The organism is Nocardioides sp. ChNu-153 (assembly GCF_030466625.1).
GTDB lineage: Bacteria > Actinomycetota > Actinomycetes > Propionibacteriales > Nocardioidaceae > Nocardioides.
The window spans coordinates 1-19,401 of sequence record NZ_JADEVT010000009.1; the positions used below are offsets into that span (position 1 = coordinate 1).

The 19,401-nt window shown below is 75.1% G+C and carries 17 protein-coding genes and 1 pseudogene; 14 read left to right on the top strand and 4 right to left on the bottom strand.

The features are described 5' to 3' along the window. From INN71_RS12175 to INN71_RS12210, 9 genes and pseudogenes are all read left to right on the top strand, one after another. Window positions 1-406, top strand: a 406-nt coding sequence (locus tag INN71_RS12175; RefSeq protein ID WP_301800566.1) for a helix-turn-helix domain-containing protein, incomplete at its 5' end; no start/stop codon positions are given. Window positions 407-472: 66 nt separating this feature from the next. Beyond that, on the top strand, window positions 473-1,735 hold the full coding sequence (locus INN71_RS12180) for a glycosyltransferase family 4 protein (RefSeq protein ID WP_301800567.1): 1,263 nt from the start codon (window positions 473-475) through the stop codon (window positions 1,733-1,735). Window positions 1,736-1,745: 10 nt separating this feature from the next. Then, entirely contained in the window at window positions 1,746-2,459 is a 714-nt protein-coding gene (locus tag INN71_RS12185; protein WP_301800568.1) for a class I SAM-dependent methyltransferase, read from the top strand. Beyond that, window positions 2,459-3,565, top strand: coding sequence for a prenyltransferase (locus tag INN71_RS12190; protein ID WP_301800569.1), 1,107 nt, complete (start codon window positions 2,459-2,461; stop codon window positions 3,563-3,565). The genes INN71_RS12185 and INN71_RS12190 overlap by 1 nt, the downstream gene beginning before the upstream one ends. A gap of 45 nt (window positions 3,566-3,610) precedes the next feature. Then, the gene (locus INN71_RS12195) at window positions 3,611-4,321 is read left to right on the top strand and encodes a hypothetical protein (protein WP_301800571.1); all 711 of its coding nucleotides are present in this window, start codon (window positions 3,611-3,613) and stop codon (window positions 4,319-4,321) included. Continuing rightward, complete coding sequence (locus INN71_RS12200) at window positions 4,321-5,907, top strand: DNA polymerase Y family protein (RefSeq protein ID WP_301800573.1); 1,587 nt, start codon at window positions 4,321-4,323, stop codon at window positions 5,905-5,907. The genes INN71_RS12195 and INN71_RS12200 overlap by 1 nt, the downstream gene beginning before the upstream one ends. A gap of 81 nt (window positions 5,908-5,988) precedes the next feature. Continuing rightward, window positions 5,989-6,795 (top strand): annotated as a pseudogene (locus tag INN71_RS18120) (NAD(P)-dependent oxidoreductase); the annotation flags it as partial. A 64-nt stretch (window positions 6,796-6,859) separates the two neighbouring features. Beyond that, window positions 6,860-7,474 (top strand): NAD(P)H-dependent oxidoreductase, encoded by a 615-nt coding sequence (locus tag INN71_RS12205; RefSeq protein WP_301800575.1) that lies wholly within the window; start codon window positions 6,860-6,862, stop codon window positions 7,472-7,474. An 83-nt stretch (window positions 7,475-7,557) separates the two neighbouring features. Then, the gene (locus tag INN71_RS12210; protein WP_301800576.1) at window positions 7,558-10,887 is read left to right on the top strand and encodes an error-prone DNA polymerase; all 3,330 of its coding nucleotides are present in this window, start codon (window positions 7,558-7,560) and stop codon (window positions 10,885-10,887) included. A gap of 47 nt (window positions 10,888-10,934) precedes the next feature. Here INN71_RS12210 and INN71_RS12215 read toward each other — a convergent pair whose 3' ends face one another. Further along, window positions 10,935-11,951, bottom strand: coding sequence for an NADP-dependent oxidoreductase (locus INN71_RS12215; protein WP_301800577.1), 1,017 nt, complete (start codon window positions 11,949-11,951; stop codon window positions 10,935-10,937). A 93-nt stretch (window positions 11,952-12,044) separates the two neighbouring features. Between INN71_RS12215 and INN71_RS12220 the strand changes: the two genes are divergently transcribed. From INN71_RS12220 to INN71_RS12230, 3 genes are read left to right on the top strand one after another with little or no spacing between them, the layout of a single operon-like run. Continuing rightward, window positions 12,045-12,656 carry a TetR/AcrR family transcriptional regulator gene (locus tag INN71_RS12220; RefSeq protein ID WP_301800579.1) on the top strand — a complete coding sequence of 204 codons (612 nt, stop codon included), beginning with the start codon at window positions 12,045-12,047 and terminating at the stop codon, window positions 12,654-12,656. A gap of 17 nt (window positions 12,657-12,673) precedes the next feature. Further along, window positions 12,674-12,970, top strand: coding sequence for a Dabb family protein (locus tag INN71_RS12225; RefSeq protein WP_301800581.1), 297 nt, complete (start codon window positions 12,674-12,676; stop codon window positions 12,968-12,970). A gap of 35 nt (window positions 12,971-13,005) precedes the next feature. Next, window positions 13,006-14,457, top strand: coding sequence for an MFS transporter (locus tag INN71_RS12230; protein WP_301800583.1), 1,452 nt, complete (start codon window positions 13,006-13,008; stop codon window positions 14,455-14,457). Window positions 14,458-14,472: 15 nt separating this feature from the next. Here INN71_RS12230 and INN71_RS12235 read toward each other — a convergent pair whose 3' ends face one another. Both INN71_RS12235 and INN71_RS12240 read right to left on the bottom strand, forming a co-directional pair. Then, window positions 14,473-15,096 (bottom strand): TIGR00730 family Rossman fold protein, encoded by a 624-nt coding sequence (locus tag INN71_RS12235; RefSeq protein WP_301800585.1) that lies wholly within the window; start codon window positions 15,094-15,096, stop codon window positions 14,473-14,475. Between the two features lie 42 nt (window positions 15,097-15,138). Then, window positions 15,139-15,888 carry a ZIP family metal transporter gene (locus INN71_RS12240; protein WP_277499423.1) on the bottom strand — a complete coding sequence of 250 codons (750 nt, stop codon included), beginning with the start codon at window positions 15,886-15,888 and terminating at the stop codon, window positions 15,139-15,141. Between the two features lie 113 nt (window positions 15,889-16,001). Here INN71_RS12240 and INN71_RS12245 point away from each other — a divergent pair, with 113 nt between their 5' ends. Both INN71_RS12245 and INN71_RS12250 read left to right on the top strand, forming a co-directional pair. Then, complete coding sequence (locus tag INN71_RS12245; protein ID WP_301800589.1) at window positions 16,002-16,472, top strand: Fur family transcriptional regulator; 471 nt, start codon at window positions 16,002-16,004, stop codon at window positions 16,470-16,472. Then, entirely contained in the window at window positions 16,469-18,100 is a 1,632-nt protein-coding gene (locus INN71_RS12250) for a catalase (RefSeq protein ID WP_301800591.1), read from the top strand. Before INN71_RS12245 ends, INN71_RS12250 begins: the two co-directional genes overlap by 4 nt. Before the next feature lie 81 nt (window positions 18,101-18,181). On the opposite strand, the gene aztD is transcribed toward INN71_RS12250, so the two are convergent. Continuing rightward, complete coding sequence (gene aztD, locus INN71_RS12255) at window positions 18,182-19,399, bottom strand: zinc metallochaperone AztD (RefSeq protein ID WP_301800593.1); 1,218 nt, start codon at window positions 19,397-19,399, stop codon at window positions 18,182-18,184. Window positions 19,400-19,401: the final 2 nt, after the last annotated feature.

Genomic DNA, 19,401 nt, shown 5'->3' on the forward strand with positions numbered 1-19,401 from the left:
CGCGCCCGCCGCACCGGCCGGGGCGCCCGCGGCGGGTGCCGGCGTACCCGCCCCGGCCACGCCCGCCGCGCCCGAGGTGGTCGACGCCGGGCGCGGGCTCATCGTCATCCCCTCGCGCGACGTCGCGCTGCTCGGGGGTGCGCCGCTGCCGCTGACCGGCGTCGAGGTCACCATCCTCGCCACGCTGGCCCGCGAGCCCGGCCGGGCGTGGGGCAGGCGCGAGCTCGTGCACGCGGTGTGGACGGAGGAGTTCGGCGAGTCGCACTTCCTGCTCGACGTCCACGTCGGCAACCTGCGCCGCAAGCTGCGCAAGGCGAGCGGTTCCGGCGGCGAGTGGATCCGCAGCGTGGAGGGCCAGGCGTACGCGCTCATCCCGGCCGAGGGGGACCACCCGCGCGCGGACTGACCCGCGGGTAACGTTCGGCCCGGTGCCCCCGCCCCGGGCGGCCCGACCGAGCCGAGAGGTGCGTGGATGCGCGTCGCACTGCTGTCCTACCGCAGCAAGCCGCACTGCGGCGGGCAGGGCGTCTACGTCCGCCACCTCAGCCGCGAGCTCGTCGCGCTGGGCCACCAGGTCGAGGTGTTCTCCGGCCAGCCCTACCCCGAGCTCGACCCCGGGGTGCGGCTCACGCCCGTGCCGAGCCTCGACCTCTACCGCGAGCCCGACCCGTTCCGCACCCCCGGCCTCGGCGAGATCCGCGACCTGACCGACGTGCGCGAGGTGCTGACGATGTGGACGGCGGGGTTCCCCGAGCCCCGCACGTTCGCCGAGCGGGTACGGCGCATCCTGCGCGAGCGCGCGGGCGAGTTCGACGTCGTGCACGACAACCAGGTGCTGGGCTACGGGATCCTCGACCTCGCCGCCGACGGGATGCCGGTCGTCACCACGCTGCACCACCCCATCACCTTCGACCGGCGCATCGACCTGGCCGCCGCCACGACCTGGCGCAAGAGGCTGTCGCTGCGCCGCTGGTACGGCTTCCTGCGGATGCAGGGGCGGGTGGCGCGGAGGGCGACGCTCGTGCTGACGCCCTCGGAGTCCTCCAAGCGCGACATCATCACCGACTTCGGTGTCGACCCCGAGCGCCTGCGCGTCATCCTGCTGGGCGTCGACGACGTCTTCGTGCCGCCCACCGAGCCGCGCGTGCCGGGCCGCATCGTCGCCATGGCCAGCGCCGACGCGCCGCTCAAGGGCATCGGCACGCTGCTCGAGGCCTTCGCGAAGCTGCGCACAGAGCGCGACCTGGAGCTCGTGCTCGTCACGAAGCCGCAGCCGGGCGGGCGCACCGAGCAGCTGGTCGACGAGCTGGGCATCGCCGACGCGGTGACCTTCGTGCACGGCGTCAGCGACGAGGAGCTGGTGCGGGTCATGGGCTCCGCCGAGCTGGCGTGCGTGCCGTCGCTCTACGAGGGCTTCTCGCTGCCGACCGCCGAGCTGATGGCCTGCGCGACGCCGTTGGTGGCCTCGCGGGCCGGCGCGATCCCCGAGGTGACCGGCCCGGACGGGCTGTGCGCCGACCTGGTCGACCCGGGCGACGTCGGGCAGCTCGAGCACGCCATCGCGGCGCTGCTCGACGACCCGGAGCGGCGCGAGCGCATGGGCCGGGCGGGCCGCGAGCGGGTGCTCGCCGAGTTCAGCTGGCGGGCGGTGGCCCGGGCCACCGCGCAGGCGTACGAGGACGTCATCGAGGTGACGCGCGCGCAGGCCGCGTCCCGGCGTCGTGGGAACGAGTGAGGGAGCGGACATGCTGACCGTCGACTTCGACCGGCTGGGCCTCCAGCCCGGCGAGCGGGTGCTGGACATGGGCTGCGGCGCCGGGCGCCACGCCTTCGAGATGTACCGGCGCGGCGCCGACGTCGTGGCGTTCGACCAGGACGCCGACGAGCTCGCCGGTGTGCGGGACCTGTTCGGCGCGATGAAGGAGGCCGGCGAGGTGCCGGCCGGCGCCGAGGCCGACACGAAGGAGGGCGACGCGCTCGCCCTGCCCTTCGGCGACGGCGAGTTCGACCGCGTCGTGGCCGCGGAGGTGCTCGAGCACATCCCCGCCGACATCCAGGCGATCGAGGAGCTGGTGCGCGTCCTGCGTCCCGGCGGCACCCTCGCGGTCTCGGTGCCGCGCTGGTTCCCGGAGGTCGTGAACTGGAAGCTCTCGGAGGAGTACCACGACGTCCCCGGCGGCCACATCCGGATCTACACGGACAAGGAGCTCGCGACCAAGGTGACCAACGCCGGTCTCGAGCTCGTCGGCAAGGACCACGCGCACGGGCTGCACACGCCGTACTGGTGGATCAAGTGCGCCGTCGGCGTGCGCAACGACGACCACCCGCTCGCGAGGGCGTACCACCGGCTGCTGGTGTGGGAGATCATGAAGCAGCCGCTCGCGCTGCGCCTGGCCGGCCGGGTGCTCGACCCGCTGGTGGGCAAGAGCCTGGTGCTCTACTTCCGCAAGCCGGCCTGATGACCCTGGGTCGACCCGCCCCGCTCCTCGAGCCGCGGGCGGGGGTCGTGCCTGCCGTGGCGGGGGTGCTGAGCGCCGAGCAGGTCGCCCGGACCGCGGCGTCGATCGCCGGGATGCAGCACCCCGACGGCGCGATCCCGTGGACGACCGGTGACAAGACCGACGCGTGGAACCACGTGGAGGCCGCGATGGCGCTCCTCGTGGGCGGCGAGGTCGAGGCGGCCGAGCGGGCGTACGCGTGGTGCCGCGAGAACCAGCGCGCCGACGGCAGCTGGCCGGTCAAGGTCGTCGGCGACCGGGTCGAGGACGACGGCGGCGAGACGAACATGTCGGCGTACGTCGCGGTCGGCGTGTGGCACCACTGGCTGGTACGGCGCGAGCGCGGGTTCGTGGACCGCTGCTGGCCGATGGTGCGCGCCGCCCTCGACTTCGTCGTGCGCCTCCAGCTGCCCTCCGGCGGCGTCGCCTGGCTGCAGGAGTGGGTCGACGGCGCCCCGGGGCCCGTGCGCGAGGAGGCCCTGCTGACGGGGTCCGCGAGCACCTACCACTCCCTGCGGGCGGGCCTGGCGCTCGCGGGCCTGGTGGGGGAGCCGCAGCCCGCGTGGGAGCGCGCGGCGGCCCGGCTGCGCCACGCGGTGCGTCGCCACCCCGAGGCGTTCCTCGACAAGGCGACCTTCTCGATGGACTGGTACTACCCCGTGCTCGGCGGCGCGGTCCGCGGCGAGGAGGCGCACGCGCTGCTGGCGCGGCGCTGGGACGACTTCGTCGTGCCGGGCCTCGGGATCCGCTGCGTCGACACCAACCCGTGGGTGACGGGCGCGGAGACCTGCGAGCTGGTCATGGCGCTCGACGCGGTGGGCGACGAGCGCGCCGCAGGGCTGTTCACCGACGTGCAGTTCCTGCGCGACGAGGCGTCGGGGGGCTACTTCACCGGCTACGTGTGGCCCGACGAGGTGCTCTGGCCGCGCGAGCTGACGACCTACACGGCGGCCGCGGTGGTGCTCGCCGCCGACCAGCTGAGCGGCACGACCCCGGGCGCCGACATCATGGTCGGGGTGACCTTCGGGCCCGAGCCGGACGAGGTCGCGGGCGGCTGCGGCTGCTGACCTGGCGCCTTGCGTCGTTCGAACAAATGTTCGATCATCGACGTCATGACCGCCCTCCCCGTCCCCGCTCCCGACGGGGTGGACCTGGGCGTGGTCGCCCAGCTCCGCGACCGGGTGACGGCGATGCAGGGCGGGCCCCCGCGGCTCCCGCTGCCCACCCACCCGGCGCTCGCCGAGCTGCTCCAGCTGCGGGCCGGGGGCGCCTACGGGGTGGACTCGGCGCGGCTCGCGCTCGCCCTCGTCGCGGGGGCCTCGGCCGCCGGTGAGTGGGTCGCCGTCGTCGGCTGGCCCGACCTCGGGGTCGAGGCGGCCCTCGACCTCGGGCTCGACCCGGCGCGCACGGTGCTCGTGCCCGACCCGGGCGACCTGTGGCTCGAGGCCACGGCGGCGCTCGTCGACGTCGTGCGGCTCGTGGTGCTGCGTCCCCGGGGCGTCGTCGACCCGAAGTCGGCGAGCGTCCTGGAGGCCCGGCTGCGCAAGCGCTCCGCGGCGCTCGTGGTGTGGGGCGACTGGCCGCGCTGCGAGGCCCGCCTGAGCGTCGAGCGCGTGCGCTGGACGGGGGCCGAGCGGGGCGAGGGCCGGCTGCGGGAGCGGTGGGTGCGCGTCGCCGTACGACGGGGGGCGGCGCCGCCGCGCCACGCCGACCTCCGCTTCCCGGCCGAGCAGGGCGGGGCCGCCCGCCTGGAACGTGCCGGGGGTGCCGGGCGTGCCGAGGGTGCCGAGGGCGCCGGGCGCGTCGTGGGGAGGGTCGGCTAGTGGCCGGCCGCGTGCTCGTCGTCTGGTGCCCGGACTGGTCGGTGGTCGCGGCGCTCGCGGAGGAGGAGCTCTCCCTCGGCGCGCCGGCGGCGGTGCTGTCGCGCAACGTGGTGGAGGTCTGCAACGGCCCGGCGCGCGACGAGGGCGTGCGGCGGGGGATGCGGCGCCGCGACGCGCAGTCGCGCTGCCCCGAGCTCGTGCTCCTCGACGCGAACCCCGAGCGCGACGCCCGGGCGTTCGAGACCGTGCTCGGGGTCGTCGAGGAGGTGCGCCCCGGGGTCGCGCCGCTGCGGCCCGGGCTGCTGGCCCTGCGGGCGCCGGGGCGGTACGGCGGGGGCGAGCCGCACGCGGCGGCCCTGCTCGCCGAGACCCTCGTGGGCGCCGGGGTGTGGGACGTGCGGATCGGCGTCGCCGACGACCTCTTCACCGCCGAGCAGGCCGCGCGCCGTGCCGGGGTGCAGGAGCACGTCGTCGTCGGCCCGGGGGAGTCGGCCGTGTTCCTGCGGAGCCTGCCGGTCGACGCGCTGCTGGCAGACCCGGCGGCGGAGGAGCTGGTCTCGTTGCTGCGGCGGCTGGGGCTGCGCACCCTCGGTGACCTCGGGGCGCTGCCGGCGGCCGACGTCGGTCGCCGCTTCGGCACCTACGGGGCGGAGGTCCACCGGCGGGTGCGGGGCGAGGGCGAGGTGGCGCTGGCGGCGCGCACGCCGCCGCCCGAGCTGGCCCGCGAGGTGCCCTTCGAGCCGCCGCTGGAGTCGGTGGAGGCGATCTGCTTCAGCGTGCGCACCACCGCGGAGCGGTTCGTGGCCGGTCTCGCGGAGCGCCAGCTCGTCGCCACCGCCGTGCGGGTCGAGGCGTCGTGCGCGGGCGCGCACGGGGAGGACGTCGTGGTCTCCGCGCGCAGCTGGCTGCACCCCCGGCACTTCTCGGCCCGCGACCTGGTGGACCGGGTGCACTGGCAGCTCCAGGGCCAGTCGCAGGGGTCGGTGCGCAGCCGCCGGGCGGCGGGGCCGGTGCTGGAGCCGGTGACACGGGTGCGGTTCGTGCCGGAGACGGCCGAGCCGGCGGCGGCCCACGCGGAGGCGTTGTGGGGCGGAGGGGCGGACGAGCTGGTGGGGAGAGGGATGGCACGGGTGCAGGCGATGCTGGGGTACGACGCGGTGCTGGTGCCGGTCGCGCAGGGGGGCCGGGGGCCGGCGGCGCGCCAGGCCGCGGTGCCGTGGGGGGAGCGGCCCGTCGGGCTGCGGGCCGTCGACCGGCCGTGGCCGGGCCGCATCCCGGGGCCGGCGCCCGCCCGGGTCTTCGCCGAGCCGCTGCCCGGCGAGGTCCACGACGCCTCCGGGGTGCCGGTGCGCGTGGACGATCGCGGCTGGGTGACGGGGGAGCCGACCACGGTGCGGGTGCCCGACGCGGGCTGGCTGCCGGTCGACGCCTGGGCCGGCCCGTGGCCGGTCGACGAGGCGTGGTGGGAGGAGACGGGCTCGCCCGTGCGGCGCGCGGCCCGCTTCCAGGTGGTCGGCGTCGACGGTCGCGCCTGGCTGATGGCGTGCGTCGACGGCGCCTGGTGGGTCGAGGCCGGCTACGACTGAGCGACGCGGGCGCGGGTGGCATGCTCGCCGGGAGGGCCACCGCCGGTGGCGGACGGACGGAGGTCGACCGTGCGGGTCGCGGTGCTCGACGGCTTCGACGCCGTCGTCCTGCTGCAGCAGCGCACCGCGCTGCCACGGGCGGTGGTCGAGCGGCTGGGCACGGTGCGCCTCGTCAGCCAGACGGGCCGGCACACCGACCACCTGGACCTCGACGCCTGCCGGGAGCGGGGGATCGTCGTGTGCGCCGGCGGCGCGGGTGACCCGGCCGCGACGGTCGAGCTGACGTGGGCGCTCGTGCTGGCGGCGAGCCGCCGGGTCCCCGAGGAGGCCGCGCGGCTGCGCTCCGGCGGGTGGCAGGGATCGGTCGGCACCCTGTTGCGGGGCCGCACCCTCGGCGTGCTCGGGCTGGGACGCATCGGCACGCGGGTGGCCGACGTCGGGCGCGCGTTCGGCATGCGGGTCCTCGTCGACGGGCGGGAGGGCTCCCGGGCGCGGGCGCTCGCGGCCGGGCACGAGGTCGCCGCGGACCGGGCCGAGCTGTTCGCGACCAGCGACGTCCTCACGGTGCACCTGCCGCTGGTGCCGGCCACGCGGGGCGTCGTCACCGCCGACCTGCTGGGCCGGATGCGACCCGACGCCCTCTTCGTCAACACGTCGCGGGCGGGGCTCGTCGCGCCGGGGGCGCTCGCCGCGGCCGTCGCCGCCGGACGGCCGGGACGAGCGGCCGTCGACGTGTTCGACGTCGAGCCCGCCGAGGGCGACCCGCTCCTGCGGCTGCCGGGCGTCACCGCCACCCCGCACCTGGGCTACGTCGTCACCGAGGTGCTGGAGAGCCTGTACGGCGCGGCGGTCGAGCAGGTGCTGGCGTTCGCCGCGGGCCGGCCGGTGCGGGTCGTCGTACCCGCCCCGGGGGCCTGGTGGTCCGACGGGCGCAGGCCGGGAGGATGGGGGCGTGCGCACCCTGATCGTCACCGCCCACCCGGACACCGGCTCGCTCACCCACCACGCGGCCCGGCGGCTGCAGGAGGAGCTCGGGGCCGACCGGACGACGCTGGCCCACCTGGCCCAGGAGGGGTTCGACCCGCGGTTCGCGGCGGGCGACCGGCGGGACTACCTCGAGCGGACGCTGACCGACCCCGCCGTCGCGGCGGAACAGGCCAGGATCGACGCGGCCGACCACCTCGTGCTCGTCTTCCCGGTCTACTGGTGGTCGCTGCCGGCGCTGCTCAAGGGCTGGATCGACCGCGTGTTCGTGGGCGGGTGGGCGTTCGGCTTCGACGACGAGGACCGCGTCGTCCCGTGGCTCGACCGGCTCACGCTCCACCTGCTGCCGCTCTCGGGGACCTCCGCGGCGTCCTTCGCCCGCCACGGCTACGACCGGGCGTTCACCACGCAGGTCGAGGAGGGCATCGTCGACTTCTGCGGCATGCGCCGCGGGGCCCGCGCCTTCGTCCACGACTCCGAGTCCACCGACCGGGAGGCCGTCGGCGCCGCCGTCGAGACCGCCGTCGCCTCCGTGGTCGCCGCGATCACCGGCGCCGGCAGGACGACGACGATCGCGGGGTAGCCCGATCCTGCCGGCCCCGCCCGACGTCCGGGGACCGGGGAACGCCGCTCGCACATCGAACAGGTGTTCGATACGGTGGGTGCGTGGGATGGAACAACCCGGCGGTGCCGTGGAGCGAGCTGGAGCGCCGCCTGTCGGGGCGCCCCGGCGCCGACGACGCGCCGGTGTCGCGCCGCAAGCGGGCGCCCGTCGTCATCCCGCCGGCGCCCGGGTCCGCGGGGGGCGTGCCCTACGCGGAGCTGCACTGCCACAGCCACTACAGCTTCCTCGACGGGGCGAGCGCGCCCGACGCGCTGGTCGCCGAGGCGGTGCGCCTCGGGCTGCACGGGCTGGCGCTCACCGACCACGACGGCTTCCACGGCGCGCCGATGCTCGCGGAGGCGGCCCAGGGCCAGCCGCTGCGCACGGTCTACGGCGCCGAGCTCTCCCTCGGCCTGTCCGGCCCGCAGAACGGCGTGCCCGACCCGGAGGGCCACCACCTGCTCGTGCTGGCGCGCGGGGTCGAGGGCTACCACCGGCTCGCGGGCGCGATGACGGAGGCGCACCTGCGCGGTGACGAGAAGGGCCGGCCGGTCCACGACGTCGACGAGCTCGTCGACCGTGGCCGGGGCCACTGGCTGGTGCTGACCGGCTGCCGCAAGGGCGCCGTCCGGGCGGCGCTCGCCCACGGCGGCCCGGCCGCCGCGGCGGCGGCGCTCGACGACCTGGTCGACCGGTTCGGGGCGGAGCACGTCGTCGTGGAGCTCACCCACCACCGCCGCCCGGGCGACACCGAGGCCAACGACGTGCTCGCCGGCATCGCCGCCGACCGCGGGCTGCCGGTGGTCGCGACGGGCAACGTCCACCACGCGACGCCGTCCGAGCACCGGCTGGCCACGGCCATGGCCGCCGTGCGCGCCCGCCGCAGCCTCACGGACATGGACGGGTGGCTGCCGCCCGGCCCGTCGGCGTACCTGCGCAGCGGGGTGGAGATGACCCGCCTCCTGGGCCGGTACGACGGAGCGGTCGCCCGCAGCGTGCAGCTCGCCGACGAGCTGGCCTTCGACCTGCGCAAGGCCTCGCCCGAGCTGCCGACGCGCAACATCCCGCCCGGGCACACGGCGACGAGCTGGCTGCGCGAGCTGGTGCGCCGCGGGTTCGCGGAGCGCTACGCCGGCACCGAGAACGAGGCCGAGGCCGCCCCGCGGATCGAGGCCGAGCTGGCCGTCATCGAGCGCAAGAACTTCGCGGGCTACTTCGTGATCGTGCACGACATCGTCGCCTTCGCCCGCAGCCAGGACATCCTCTGCCAGGGCCGCGGGTCGGCGGCGAGCTCCGCGGTCTGCTACGCCCTGGGCATCACTGCCGTGGACGCCGTCTACTACCGCCTGCCGTTCGAGCGGTTCATCTCCGAGCACCGCGACGAGGAGCCCGACATCGACGTCGACATCGACTCCGACCGGCGCGAGGAGGTGATCCAGTGGGTCTACGACACCTACGGGCGGCGCAACGCCGCCCAGGTCGCCAACGTCATCACCTACCGCCCGCGGATGGCGGTGCGCGACGCCGCGAAGGCGCTCGGCCACTCGACGGGCCAGCAGGACGCGTGGAGCAAGCAGGTCGACGGCTGGGGCCGCGAGATCGACCGCAGCCTCGACATCCCCGGCCCGGTGCTCGACCTCGCCGAGCAGCTGGTCGGGGCGCCGCGGCACCTGGGCATCCACTCGGGCGGCATGGTGCTCACCGAGCGGCCCATCGGGGAGGTCGTGCCCATCGAGCGGGCCCGGATGGACCGGCGCACGGTGCTGCAGTGGGACAAGGACGCCTGCGAGACGATGGGCCTGGTCAAGTTCGACCTGCTGGGCCTCGGCATGCTCGGCGCGCTCGACCACATGATGCGGCTGGTCGAGCAGCACCTCGGGGTGCGCTGGCGGATGGACACGGTGCCGCGCGAGGAGCCGTGCGTCTACGACATGCTCTGCCGCGCCGACTCGATCGGCGTCTTCCAGGTCGAGAGCCGCGCGCAGATCGGCACGCTCCCGCGGCTGCAGCCGCGCTGCTTCTACGACCTGGCCATCGAGATCGCCCTCATCCGCCCCGGACCCATCCAGGGCGGCGCCGTGCACCCCTACGTGCGCCGGGCCACGGGCAAGGAGCCGATCCGCTACGAGCACCCCGACCTCGAGCCCGTGCTCGAGCGCACCCTCGGGGTGCCGCTGTTCCAGGAGCAGCTCATGGCGATGGCGGTCGCGATCGGTGACTGCACCCGCGACGACGCCGACCTGCTGCGCCGCGCCATGGGCTCCAAGCGGGGCGTGGAGCGCATCGAGTCGGTGAAGGAGAAGCTCTTCGCCGGCATGGAGCGCCGCGGCATCACCGGGGAGCGGGCCGAGGGGATCTACCTGCAGATCCTGTCGTTCGCGAACTTCGGGTTCGCCGAGTCCCACGCGCTCAGCTTCGCGCTGCTCGTCTACCACTCGTCGTGGTTCAAGCTGCACTACCCGGCGGCCTTCCTCGCCGGCCTGCTGCGCAACCAGCCGATGGGGTTCTACTCGCCGCAGTCGCTCGTCGGCGACGCCCGGCGCCACGGGGTGCGGGTGCTGCGGCCCGACGTGGCCCGATCCTCGGCCCAGGCCGACCTCGAGCCGCTCGAGGCGGGCACCGCGCCGCCCACCCGGTTCCCCGAGCAGGTCCAGCACCGGTACGACGGGGAGCTCGCCGTCCGCCTCGGGCTCGACGGCGTGCAGGGCATCGGGCTGGACGTGGCCCGGCGCATCGTCGCCGAGCGGGAGCGCGCGCCGTACGCGAGCGTCACCGACCTGTCGCGGCGCGCGGCCCTGACGACGCCGCAGCTCGAGGCGCTCGCCACGGCCGGGGCGCTGGGTTGCTTCGGGCTCGAGCGGCGCGAGGCGCTGTGGAGCGCGGGGTACGCCGAGAGCGCCGAGCACCTGCCCGGCACGACACCGGCTCCCGCGCCGCCGACGCTGCCGGCGATGGCGGAGGTCGAGGAGACGCTGGCGGACCTGTGGGCGACCCGCATCTCCCCGGAGCACCACCCCGTCGAGCACCTGCGGGGGCTGCTGCGGGAGGCGGGGGTGCGCTCGGTGGCCGATCTCGAGCACACGGAGGCCAACCGGCGGGTGCACGTCGCCGGCCTCGTGACCCACCGGCAGCGGCCCGGCACGGCGCAGGGCACGACGTTCCTCAACCTCGAGGACGAGACGGGGATGCTCAACGTCGTCTGCTCGGTGGGGGTGTTCGCCCGCCACCGGCACGTGGCGCGCAACCGGGTGGCCGTCGTGGTCCGGGGGATCCTCGAGCGCAGCGACGGGGTGACGAACCTCGTGGCCGACCGGCTCGAGGCCATCGACACGGTGGTGCCGGGCGCGGGGGAGGTGCTCCAGTCCCGCGCCCGGTCCCGCGACTTCCGCTGAGCCGTCCTGCGGGTGGGACGGTCGCAGCGGACGGGCCTGCTGCCGCCTCAGTCGCTGGTGCGGACGACCATCTTGCCGACGTTGCCGCCCCGCATCATGGTCAGCAGCGCCTCGACCGCGTTCTCGACCCCGTCGACGACGGTCTCGTCGTACGCGATCCGCCCGTCGGCGAACCAGCCGGCCATCCGCTCGCCGAACTCGCCCGCGAGGTCGCGGTGGTCGCCGAGCGTGAAGCCGCGCAGGGTGAGGCCCTGGGTGATGATCCGGAACATGTTGCGCGGGCCCGGCACGGGGGCGTCGGCGTTGTACGCCGCGATCGCGCCGCACAGCGCCATCCGCCCGCCGCGGTTCATGGCGCCCAACGCGGCCTCGAGGTGCTCGCCACCCACGTTGTCGAAGTAGAGGTCGACCCCGTCGGGCGCCGCCTCCGCGAGCTGGTCGCGCACCGGCCCGGCCTTGTAGTCGAAGGCGGCGTCGTAGCCGTACTTGTCGCTCAGCAGGGCGACCTTCTCCGGGGAGCCCGCCGACCCGACGACGCGCCCCGCGCCGAGCAGCCGCGCGATCTGGCCCACGGCGGTGCCCACGGCGCCGGCGGCGCCGGAGACGAAGACGGTGTCGCCCTCGCGCAGCCCGGCGATGCGGGTCAGCCCGACGTACGCCGTCAGCCCCGTCATCCCGAGGATGCCGAGGTGCAGCGAGAGCGGCGCCCCCGGGACCTCCCGCACCGGGCGGAACGCCCGCGCCGGGCCCTGGGCGACGTCGCGCCACCCGAGGTCGTGGAGCACCGGCGTACCGACCGCCAGGGCGTCGTCGCGGGACGCGACCACGCGGCCGACCGCGCCACCCGTCATCGTCTCGCCGAGCGCGAAGGGCGGGATGTAGCTCTTGCCCTCGTTCATGCGCCCGCGCATGTAGGGGTCGACGGAGACGAACGCGTTGGCGACACGCACCTCGCCGGGCTCGAGGTCGGGCAGCTCGACCTCCACCGTGCGGAAGTCGTCGGGCTCCGGCCACCCCGTGGGGCGGCGGACGAGCTGGACCTGGGTGCTGGTGGTGGGGACCACGGTGCTCCTCTCGAGCGGTTCGGGCGCTTGTTGGACCGTTCGATCCAGAATAGGATCGAACGGAGGGACCGCAAGTCGTCGAGGAGGTGCGTCGTGGCCCGGACCCAGGCGTTCGACACCGGGGCCGCCGTGCGCGCCGCCCGCGAGGTGTTCTGGCGCGACGGCTTCGAGAGCGCCGCCCTGCCGGCGCTGGAACGGGCGACCGGCCTGTCGCGCTCCAGCATCTACAACACGTTCGGCAGCAAGCAGGGCCTCTTCGAACGGGCGGTGGCCAGCTACCTCGACGAGGTCGTCCGCCCCCGGCTCGCGCCGCTGCTCGCCGACGAGGTCGACCCCGGCGCGCTCGCGGCGTACCTCACCGGCCTGCGCGCCGTGCTGGCCGACGAGCGCACGACCTCCGCGCGTCACGGGTGCCTGCTCATGAGCGCCGCCGGCGCCCCCATCGGGCGCGACGACGTGGTCCGCGCGGCCGTCGCCGACTACCGCGCCGAGCTGCGCCGGGCGGTCGGCCGGGGCGTCGACGCCCGCGACCCCGCCCCCCTGACCTCGGTCGGCGGTCGGTCGGCGGCCTGGCGCGGCGCCGTCGCCGATGCCGTCAGCGCCCTCGTCCTCGCCGCGCTGGCCCTCGTGCGGATCGACCGGGGCGAGGCGCTGCGCTCCCTCGACGCGGCCCTCGTGCTCGTCGACGGTCCCGTGGGGACCTGACCCGCACACTGGAGCCCATGATCCGCAACGTGGTGCTCGGCGTCCTCAAGCCCGGAGTGACGACCGAGCGCCTCGACGCGGCCCTCGCGGCGGTGCGGGGACTGGCGGTCACCGGGCTCGACGCGCGCGTGGTCGCCGGGCGCGACCTCGGCCTGCGGGAGGGCAACGCGTCGTACGCGATCACCGTCGACGTGGCGAGCGAGGCCGACCTCGTGCGCTTCGACCGCGACCCCGAGCACGACCGCGTCCGGCGCGAGCTCCTCGTGCCCATCTCGCGCAGCATGCAGCAGGTGCAGTTCCGGCTCCCCGGCTGAGGAGCGCCGTTGCGGCCGGTGGCTAGCGTGTCGAGGTGACCGGGACGACGCAGGAGACCGAGGAGACCGCGTCGTACGAGCCGGACCCGCGGCGCTGGCGGATCCTCGGCGTGAGCCTCGTGGTCGGGTTCATGGTGCTGCTCGACGTGACGATCGTGAACGTCGCGATCCCGTCGATGAGCGCCGGCCTCGACACCGGGCCGGGCACCATCCAGTGGGTCGTGTCGGGCTACGCGCTCGCGTTCGGCCTCACCCTCGTCACCGGCGGGCGCCTGGGCGACGCGTTCGGCCGGCGCCGCCTCATGGTGGTCGGCCTGCTGGGCTTCATCGCCTCCAGCGCGGCGGCCGGGCTCGCCCCCGACGCGACGTGGCTGATCGTGGCCCGCCTGGTGCAGGGCGCCTCCGCCGGCCTGCTGACGCCCCAGAACTCCGGGCTCATCCAGACGCTGTTCCGGGGCCACGAGCGCGGCGTCGCGTTCGGCACCTTCGGTCTCGTCGTCTCCGTCTCCTCGGCGCTCGGCCCGGTCCTCGGCGGCCTCCTCATCGCGCTCGCGGGGGAGCAGGACGGGTGGCGCTGGATCTTCCTCGTCAACGTGCCCATCGGGCTGCTGCTCGTCGTGCCGATCCTGCGGATGGTGCCGGGCCGCGACCCGGCCGCCGCGGGGGAGAGCGTGCACCTCGACCTCGTCGGCGCCCTGCTGCTGGGCGCCACCGTCCTGGCCGTCCTCGTCCCCGTGATCAGCCTCGAGGGCGGGGCGCTGCTGCCGCTCGTGCTCCTCGTGCTGGTGCCCGGGCTCGCCGTCGCCTTCGTGCGCTGGGAGCGGCGGGTCGTGGCGCGGGGCGGGGCGCCGCTGCTCGACGTGAGCCTGCTCGTGCGCACGCCCGGCTACGCGAGCGGCGTGACCATCGGGACGCTGTACTTCACCGGCTTCACCGGCGTCTTCCTCGTGCTGAGCGTCTTCCTCCAGGAGGGCCGTGACCTCTCCGCCCTCGAGGCCGGTCTGCTGCTGTGCCCCTTCGCCGTCGGCTCGGCCGTCGCCTCGCCGCTCGCCGGGCGGGTCGTGGACCGCGTCGGGCGGGTGCTGACCGTCGTGGCGCTCGTCGTGCTGATGACGGGCCTCGTCGTGCTCGCGCTCGCCGTACCGCTGCAGGGCGCGCCGCTGTGGCTCGTGCTGTCGGTGCCGCTGCTCGTCGCGGGGGCCGGCGGTGGCGCGGTCGTCTCGCCCAACATGACCCTCTCGCTCGCCGACGTGCCCACCCGCATGGGCGGCGCCGCCGGCGGCGCGCTGCAGACCGGGCAGCGCATCGGCGCGGCCATCGGCGCGGCGGTCGTCATGACGGCCTACCAGCTGGCGGTCGACGCCCTGGGCGACCCCGACGCCGCCCTGCGGTGGGGCATCGGGGTGTCGGTCGTGCTGCTGGCCGCGGCCCTCGCGGCCGCGACGTGGTCGTGGCGGCGCGAGCCGCAGCCGCTCGTCCGCGGCTGACCGCGCCCGGGAGCCTCAGACCGGCGGGGGTACGGCGTCGCGCCTGCCCCACTTGTCGGTCCAGGTCGGCGGCGAGGCGAGCGTGGCGAGCAGCCGGTCGAGGTCGTCGTCGAAGGTCACGATCCCGCCCTGCTCGGGACGCACGAAACCGCGCTCGACCATCCGGTCGCGCATGTCCCGCAGCGGGGCCCAGAAACCGTCGACGTCGAGGAACCCGCTGCGCTTGTGGTGGATGGACAGCTGCGCCCACGTCCACTGCTCCGCGACCTCCTCCAGCGTGCCCGCCCCGCCGGGCAGGGTGAGGAAGGCGTCGGCGCGCTCGGCCATCAGCGCCTTGCGCTCGTGCATCGACTCGACCACCACCAGCTCGGTGCACCCGGTGTGGGTGAGCTCGCGCTCGTCGAGCGCGCGGGGGATCACGCCCACCACCTCGCCGCCGGCCGCGAGCGCAGCGTCGGCGACCGTGCCCATGAGCCCGACGCGGCCCCCGCCGTACACGAGGGTGGTGCCGCGCTCCGCGAGCGTGCGCCCGGCGAGGCGGGCCGCGTCGGCGAAGGCGGGGGAGTCCCCGTAGGACGAGCCGCAGAACACGGCGACGGCCGAGAGCGGGCGGGGTGCGGCGGCAGGCTGGACGGTCACGCGAGGACGGTATCCGCCCGTCCCAGCGGCCCGTCGCAGGGCTCAGCCGCGACTGATGGCGAAGGCGCTGATGAAGCCGAGCACGCACAGCGCGCCGTTGTAGAGGCCGGTCTCCTCGAACGCCTCGGGCACCATCGTGTCGACCACCATGGCGAGGATGGCGCCCGCCGCGAGCGCGGTGATGACGGCGACCGTGCCGCCCGGGGCGCCGGCGAACACGACGTACCCCAGCAGGCCGGCGATCCCGCTGGCGACCGCGATGGCCGACCACACGCCGAAGACGAAGGCGGCGCTGCGCCCGCTGCGCTTCATGCCGGCGGCGCTCGAGAGACCCTCGGGCAGGTTGGAGAGCAGGATGGCGGCGAGCACCGCGAGCCCGACCCCCTCGCCCCCGGTGAGCGACAGGCCGAGGACCGTGGACTCCGGGACACCGTCGAGCAGGGCGCCGATCGCGATGGCGGCGCCGCTGCCGCTCACCTGCCCCTCGCTGGGCTGCTGGTCCCCCGACCGCTTCCGGTGCCGCGCGCCCCGGCGGGCCAGGGCGACGTTGGCCGCGACGTAGGCGCCCGCGCCCACCAGCAGGCCCACGACCGTGGCGCCGAGCCCGCCCGTCCGCTCCGCCTCGTCCACGAGCTCGAACGACAGCGCCGAGACGAGCACGCCGGCGCCGAACGCCATGATCGCAGCGATGACGAGGCGCGGGACGCGCACGAACCAGGCGATCGCGGCGCCCACGACGAGCGCCCCGCCGGACACCAGCCCCCACAGGCCGGCCTGCATCCACTCGGGCACACGCCCATCATGGCCCCGCGCCCCAGGGCCGGGGACACAGGGACACGGGGACACAGGGACACGGGGCACCGCTGTGCGCATGCTGCCCTCCGGCCCCGGGTACCCGGCTCCACGTGGGCGACGACGCGGGACGACTGAAGCGCGCGGGGCTGCGGGTCACGGGCCCGCGGCTCGCGGTGCTCGCCGCCCTCGACCGCGCCACGGACGCCGGGCGTCACCTCGCCGTGGCCGAGCTGGCCGAGGAGGCGCGGGCGCTACGCCCGCGCACGTCGACGCAGACCGTCTACGACTGCGTCGACGCGCTCGCCGGGGGCGGGCTGGTCCGCCGGGTCGAGATCCCCGGCTTCCCGGCGCGCTACGAGGCCCGCGTCGACGACAACCACCACCACCTGGTCTGCCGCTCGTGCGGCCGGACCATCGACGTCGACTGCCCGGTCGGCTCGGCGCCCTGCCTGACGCCGGCCGGTGGTCACGACTTCACGGTGGACGAGGCCGAGATCGTGTTCTGGGGCCGCTGCGGCTCCTGCACGGACGAGGCAGGCGCCGTGGACCACGCCGTACCCGAGGAGAGGACAACGCGATGACCGCACCCGACCGTCACCTGACGACCCGGCAGGGCCACCCGGTCTACGACAACCAGAACACCCGCACGGTGGGCCCCCGCGGCCCGGCGACGCTGGAGAACTACCACTTCCTCGAGAAGGTGAGCCACTTCGACCGCGAGCGCATCCCCGAGCGGGTCGTGCACGCGCGGGGCGCCGTGGCCTACGGCACGTTCGAGGCGACGGGGCAGTGGGGCGACGAGCCCATCGCGACCTACACCCGGGCGAAGCTGTTCGCCGAGGCGGGCAAGAAGACCGACGTGGCCGTGCGGTTCTCGACCGTCATCGGGGGACGCGACTCCTCCGAGGCCGCGCGCGACCCGCGCGGGTTCGCCGTGAAGTTCTACACCGAGGACGGCAACTGGGACCTCGTCGGCAACAACCTGGGCGTCTTCTTCATCCGTGACGCCATCAAGTTCCCGGACGTCATCCACTCGCTGAAGCCGGACCCGGTCACGTTCCGCCAGGAGCCGGCGCGGATCTTCGACTTCATGAGCCAGACGCCCGAGTCGATGCACATGCTCGTCAACCTGTTCAGCCCGCGGGGCATCCCGGCGGACTACCGCCACCAGCAGGGCTTCGGGGTCAACACCTACCGCTGGGTCAACGCCGAGGGCGTGTCCCACCTGGTCAAGTACCACTGGCTGCCGCGTCAGGGTGTGAAGTCGCTGACCGAGGCCGACGCCGCCGCGATCCAGGCAACCGAGCTCGGTCACGCGTCGAAGGACCTGTACGAGGCCATCGAGCGCGGCGAGTTCCCCCAGTGGGACCTCTACGTGCAGCTCATGGAGGACCACGACCACCCGGAGCTGGACTTCGACCCGCTCGACGACACCAAGGTGTGGCCGGAGGAGGTCTTCGAGCCGAGGCTGGTCGGCACGATGACCCTGGACCGCAACGTGGCGGACTTCCACAACGAGAACGAGCAGATCGCCTTCGGCACCGGCGTGCTCGTCGACGGGCTGGAGTTCTCCGACGACAAGATGCTCGTGGGGCGCACGTTCTCCTACAGCGACACGCAGCGCTACCGGGTCGGTCCGAACTACCTGCAGCTGCCCGTGAACCAGGCCAAGAACGCCTCCGTCGCGACGAACCAGCGCGGCGGGCAGATGTCGTACGGCGTGGACCTCGCGGAGGGCCAGAACCCGCACGTCAACTACGAGCCGTCGACGACCGGCGGCGTGCAGGAGGCCCCGCGGCCCGGCCCCGCCGAGGTCGGGCCCGAGCTGGGTGGCCGGCTGACCGGTGCCCGGATCCCGCGGACGAACGACTACGCGCAGGCGGGCGAGCGGTTCCGGCTGCTGGAGGACTGGGAGCGCGACGACCTCGTCGCCAACCTGGTGGCCAACATCGGGGAGGCGACCCGTGAGGTGCAGGAGCGCATGGTCTGGCACTTCTTCCTCTGCGAGGACGAGCTCGGCCAGCGCGTCGGCGAGGGCCTCGGCATGACGGCCGACGACGTCCGCCACCTCGAGCCGCTGGCGACGCAGACGTTGTCCGAGGAGGAGCAGCAGCGCGCCGCGAACCTCGGGAAGAACGGCCCCCGCGACGTCGAGGGCCACACGATGACGCACTGCGTCCCGAACGAGCGGGTGGTCCTCGCGGGCTGAGGGCCCGGACCATCCCTCGGGGTACGGCGACGCCCCGGCCTGCTCGGCAGGCCGGGGCGTCGCTGCGTCGTACGGCGGGTCTCAGCCGGCGGCGGGCGCGAGCTCGTTCGGCGTGACCTCGAGCTCCGTGCTGGCCAGCACCTCGCCGGTCGTGAGGTCGACGGCGTGCACCTCGTTCGTGGCCGGCTCGGTGACGTAGCCGGTGTCACCCGACACGACGATCGCGGGGTGCGGGTCCTGCCAGTCGGCCGGGCCCTCCCAGGCCTCGATCACGGGGAAGGACTCGGTGAGCTCGCCGGTGGCCGGGTCGAGCACGTGGATCGAGCCGTCCGTGGCCAGGACGTAGGCCAGGTCGTCCGGGCCGCGGGCCACGTCGCGGAAGGTGTACTCCACGCCCTCGGGCAGGTCGACCACCTCGAGGGTGCCCGCCTCGGTGTCGATGAGGGTCACGGCACCGAGCAGGTAGCCCTCGGCGTCGGGGTCGGTCTTGTAGTCGCCCACGACGAGCGGGCTGGTCTCGCTCACGTACGCGTTGCCCATGCGGCCGTAGGGCTGGTCCGGCGCGGCCAGCTTCGTGAGCTCGCCGTCGACGTACAGCAGCGCGCCGTCCTCGCAGCCGAAGACCACGGCCTCGCCCTGCGCGGTGCCCTCGCCGTGCACGCCCGGGCACTGGTCGCTCTGCGCGACGACCGCGCCGGAGGCGTCCTTCACCACGACGCCGTTGCGGCCGTCCGCGTTGCCGACGGTCGTGAGGAAGGTGCCGTCCTCGAGCACGACCGAGACGCCGTGGTGGGCCTCGACGCCCTCGACGGTCTCGTGCTCCGGCAGGTCCTCGGTCGCCGCCAGGTCCGCGGTGTCGAAGATGGTGGTGTCGCTGGTGCCGTCGGCGTACAGGATCGTCTTGCCGGCGTGGCGCACGACGTGGCCGGGGGTGTCGGCCGCGAAGAGGCGGTCGGTGAGCTCCGGCTCCTCGGTGGTGCCGGCGCCGGTGTCGAGCACCTGGAAGCCGTCGCTCACCGTGACCATCACGTTCCGGTCGTCACCGGCCTGGTTGAGCCGGGTGAACTCCTCCGAGGGCAGGTCGGCGAGCGTGTCGAGCGAGGTGCCGTCGAGCACGAGGATGCCGCCCTCGTAGGAGACGGCGAGCCGGGGACCGGCCGCCGGTCCGGACGAGGACGAGCCGGCGGCGTCGCTGCCGGAGTCGTCGGCGGCGTCGCCGGAGGAGCAGGCCGCGAGGCTCGCGACCGCGCCGAGGGCGAGGGCCGCCGTGCCGAGGCGGAACGGGCGGGGAGTGCGCATCG

Bases quoted from the DNA above. Each gene is read 5' to 3' on its own strand.
- INN71_RS12180 (WP_301800567.1), top strand. From the start codon at position 473: ATGCGCGTCGCACTGCTGTCCTACCGCAGCAAGCCGCACTGCGGCGGG.
- INN71_RS12185 (WP_301800568.1), top strand. From the start codon at position 1,746: ATGCTGACCGTCGACTTCGACCGGCTGGGCCTCCAGCCCGGCGAGCGG.
- INN71_RS12190 (WP_301800569.1), top strand. From the start codon at position 2,459: ATGACCCTGGGTCGACCCGCCCCGCTCCTCGAGCCGCGGGCGGGGGTC.
- INN71_RS12195 (WP_301800571.1), top strand. From the start codon at position 3,611: ATGACCGCCCTCCCCGTCCCCGCTCCCGACGGGGTGGACCTGGGCGTG.
- INN71_RS12225 (WP_301800581.1), top strand. From the start codon at position 12,674: ATGATCCGCAACGTGGTGCTCGGCGTCCTCAAGCCCGGAGTGACGACC.
- INN71_RS12250 (WP_301800591.1), top strand. From the start codon at position 16,469: ATGACCGCACCCGACCGTCACCTGACGACCCGGCAGGGCCACCCGGTC.
- aztD (WP_301800593.1), bottom strand. From the start codon at position 19,399: ATGCGCACTCCCCGCCCGTTCCGCCTCGGCACGGCGGCCCTCGCCCTC.